This is a genomic window from Dethiosulfatibacter sp. (genome assembly GCF_983023055.1).
Genome location: NZ_CEZJXU010000010.1, coordinates 13366 through 17395 on the forward strand (window position 1 = coordinate 13366; position 4030 = coordinate 17395).

4 protein-coding genes are annotated in these 4030 nt (G+C 38.0%); 1 reads left to right on the forward strand and 3 read right to left on the reverse strand.

The annotated features are described in order from the left end of the window. Positions 1 to 636: bifunctional 4-hydroxy-2-oxoglutarate aldolase/2-dehydro-3-deoxy-phosphogluconate aldolase (locus tag AC3AX0_RS01190; RefSeq protein WP_487548474.1), on the reverse strand; the 636-nt coding region annotated here is incomplete at its 3' end. A 419-nt stretch (positions 637 to 1055) separates the two neighbouring features. Between AC3AX0_RS01190 and AC3AX0_RS01195 the strand changes: the two genes are divergently transcribed. After that, positions 1056 to 1733: a FadR/GntR family transcriptional regulator gene (locus tag AC3AX0_RS01195; RefSeq protein WP_487548475.1), complete on the forward strand. Its 678-nt coding sequence runs from the start codon at positions 1056 to 1058 to the stop codon at positions 1731 to 1733. A gap of 103 nt (positions 1734 to 1836) precedes the next feature. Here the strand turns inward: AC3AX0_RS01195 and hutG are convergent, their stop codons facing one another. Both hutG and AC3AX0_RS01205 read right to left on the reverse strand, forming a co-directional pair. Further along, the gene (gene hutG / locus AC3AX0_RS01200; protein WP_487548476.1) at positions 1837 to 2853 is read right to left on the reverse strand and encodes a formimidoylglutamase; all 1017 of its coding nucleotides are present in this window, start codon (positions 2851 to 2853) and stop codon (positions 1837 to 1839) included. Positions 2854 to 2990: 137 nt separating this feature from the next. Beyond that, a partial coding sequence (locus tag AC3AX0_RS01205; protein ID WP_487548477.1) for an ABC transporter ATP-binding protein occupies positions 2991 to 4030 on the reverse strand: 1040 nt, incomplete at its 5' end.

Consider the following 4030-nt stretch of genomic DNA (forward strand, 5'->3'; position numbering starts at 1 on the left):
TCTTGCTTCCTTCACTGCCTCAATAAATTTCTTAGCAGTCTCAGTTACAAGCTCATAGTCCCCAGTCTTTGCACCCTTTGTAAGGTCTCCACCAGTTCCTACTGCTACTGCACCAGCTTCTATCCAGTCCTTAACATTTCCTAAGTTAACTCCACCTGTAGGCATATAATTTCCTTGAGGAATAGGTCCCTTGAATGCTTTAATTATTGATGGTCCGAATGCATTTCCCGGGAACACCTTTATCACTTCTGCTCCAAGTTCAAGTGCTTCAAGTGCTTCCTTCATAGTCATTACTCCAGGCATTACAGGTACTCTGTATCTATTACAAAGCTTAACTGTTTCAGGATTAAGACTTGGACTTACTATGTATTTTGCTCCAGCAAGTATACAAGCTCTTGCAGTTTCAGGATCAAGTACAGTACCTGCTCCTATGATTACATCCTCATCCTTGTACACTTCTGATAGTTCCTTTATTATGTCTATGGCTCCAGGTACAGTCATTGTAATCTCAAGAGCCTTTATTCCACCGGCTTTTACCGCTTCTATTATCTTTATACCCTGTTCCTTAGATTCTGCTCTAATTACTGCAACTACTCCTGATTCAACCATTTTTTGTATAATTTCCATTCTTTTCATAATTCACCTCTGCAAATGTTTTCATTATATTCATCAGTTGTCTGACGTCTTATGTCCATAATACAATAATTCATTTCAAAAAGCAAGATTTTTAGTATCTCTTCAAATAAATAATATGGAGTAAAATTATTATCCTTGACAATTCAATACTATGGATGTATGATTTAGTTAGTTGTCAGACAACATACCTGTTGTCAAAATGAAATACCAATAACATTAAATTTTTTTCATTAATTCTCCACTTAAAAGGGCTGTAGTTTATTCTATGGCCCTTTTTTATCTAGTATTGACAATATCCCTTACTGGTATCCCTATCATATGGTTACTATATTTTGTCAGCTAATATATAATCGATTTTAGGGAAAATACGAATTGATTATGATATAATCATATTTTGAAAAGAATTAGAGGAGTAAATTATGTTTGATAAGAAAATACTGTCACACAAGGTGGCATTGGAAATAAAACAGATGATTATTGACAAGGAATTAAAACCGGGAGACAAGCTTCCAAATGAACTTAAGCTTTGTGAATCATTAAGTGTAGCACGCACTACATTGAGAGAGGCAATAAAGATACTGGTTTCATCAAATATTCTCGTAATACGAAGAGGAACGGGAACCTTTGTAAGTGATAAGCCTGGTATAACAAAAGATCCTCTTGGAGTTACTTTTATAGATGATGACAATCTTCTTCTTCACTTTTTTGAAGTAAGACTTCTTGTTGAGCCTGAAATGGCAGAATATGCAGCTGAAAGAAGATCGGAAAAAGAACTGGAATGTATCGAAAAGGCTTTGGAAAAAGTTTCTGAACTCATATCTAAGGGAGAAAACCATACGGAAGCAGATATAGAATTTCATAATGAAATAGCAAAAGCAACAAAAAATCCCATTCTACAAAGAATAGTACCAGTAATAAATGACGGTATCATAGGTGGATATGAGCAAACAAAGAATAACCCTGAAGCTTCTGAAGTAGTACTGGAACACCATAAAAAAATATTTGAAGCTATAAAATCTGGAGATAAAAAAGCCGCAAAGAAATATATGAAGGAACATATCCTTTACGGCATGACTATGAGCAGCGATACTAAGTAGTATAGTAAATTCATAATCTATATTTCAAACTATAATAATTCCTAACAATTGCTAAAAACCAGACAAGAATTAATAAATTTCGTCTGGTTTTCTTATGTAATTTTTACACACTTTCATCCATTCCTTTAAGTTCGGCTACAGAGTTTACTACTGCAAATATAAGAGTAGAAGCAAGTCTTGCAGTTATGTGGTCCTGATCGAATCTTGGTGAAACCTCGGCAATGTCAAAGCTTACAGTCTTGCCGGATTTTATTATATACTTCATGATTTTTATGACCTTCTCAGGCTCAAGGCCAAGAGGCTGTGCTGCACTGACTCCGGGAGCAAATCCCGATGAAAACACATCTGCGCAGATTGTCATGTATATTTTGTCAGATTTGTTGATGAAATTGTCAATATCCTCAAGGATACCCCAAAGGTCCCTGTCAAGGATATCCCTGGCATAGATATATTTTGCTCCATATTCCTTGGCTGTTCTGAAAAGATCAATTGTATTTCCCCTTTTCTGTACTCCAAGACAAAGATAATTAAATTCATAGTCCATCTTTTTCAGGAAGTCTCCAATTTGCCTGAACATCGTTCCTGAGCTGCTTCCCTTTGGATAAGGTCTCATATCAAGATGAGCGTCAAAATTAACTATTCCAATTCCCGGGTCGTCATTTCCATCATAATAATGACTGAAAAGACCGCTGTAGTGGCCGTAAGCTATATCATGACCGCCTCCTAGTACCACGGGGTAAAGACCTGTCTTTATTATCCTGTCGACTCCGTCGGCTAGAAGCTTTTGACAGTCCTCAAGCTCCAGGTCTTGACAGAAAATATTGCCGAAGTCGTAAAGCTTGAAATCCCTGTTGAAATAACAGGGCAAATTGCTGAGCTGCTCCCTTATGCTGTCTGGTCCGTTTGCAGTACCGGTCCTTCCAAGATTTTTCCTTACTCCTTCATCGGAGCAGAATCCTATAAATCCTATACCTTCGACATTTGACGGCATGTTGACATCATCATTCAAATCGCAGACAGTTATCCACTGATGCCACCTGAATGCATGAAAGTTATCCACAGAATCAATCCTTCCATCCCAAATCTCTTTTTCTGTAACTATATAATTTTTATTTTCCATATATTCACTCCGGCAGTAATATTGTCCGGGCCTCCGTTAATTTCAATAAATTGCTGGTTATCCGCGATTCCAACTGGATACCGTAAGCTTAATTATACAAATCATACATCGATAATCCATCGATAAACAATTCCTTCTCAGGCAAATTCCCTGTCGAGTCTGTTTTCCTTGAATTGATTCATGTAAAGTTTATAGTAATGTCCCTTCATATCCATAAGATCATGGTGGGTTCCTTCCTCTACCACCACACCCTTTTCAATTACAAGTATCCTGTCGGAATTGACTATTGTGGAAAGTCTGTGGGCTATCATGAAGGCAGTCCGTCCTTCAAGTACCTTTTCTATGGCATCCTGAATTTTCTGCTCCGTATGAGTGTCTATTGATGAAGTTGCCTCGTCAAGTACAAATATCCTTGGCTTTGCAATAACAGCTCTTGCAAAGGATATGAGCTGCTTCTCTCCAGTAGAAAGCTTTCCTCCACCTTCACCTACTTCAGTACCATACCCTTCAGGGAATTTCATGATAAATTCATGGGCGTTTACAAGCTTTGCAGCCTCAATAATTTCTTCCATTGTTGCTTCAAGCTTACCATACCTTATATTGTCCTCGATGGTTCCACTGAAAAGGTGTGGCGATTGAAGAACATATCCTATGTTTTCATGAAGCCATGACAAGGATCTTTCCCTGTAGTCGGTGCCGTCTATTTCAATTATTCCCGCTGTAGGCTCATAGAATCTACATATGAGATTGACAATTGTACTCTTGCCCGAGCCTGTTTCTCCCACAAGCGCTATCTTTTCACCCTTTTCTATCTTCACGGTGAAGTTTTTAAGAACCTCTTCCCCCTCTACATATTTAAAGGAAACATCCTTAAATGAAATCTCCCCTTGAAGATCCTCCCAATTTTCCTTTCTTGGTTCAAGTATTGTACCGTATTTCTTTAGTATCTCCTCACCATCTGTTATATCCGGATCTTCGTTTATTAAAGATATAACTCTTTCAGCAGAAGCCTGAGCCTGCTGGAATTCTGCAAGTACCCTGGCAATCTCCCTTATAGGTTCAAAATACTGGGTTGCATAGGATATGAATAGTACAAGGGTTCCATAGGTTAGAGTTCCCTCCATTGCTCCTATTCCACCTCTCCAGATTATAAGTCCCATTGAAATGCTTGAAAGGG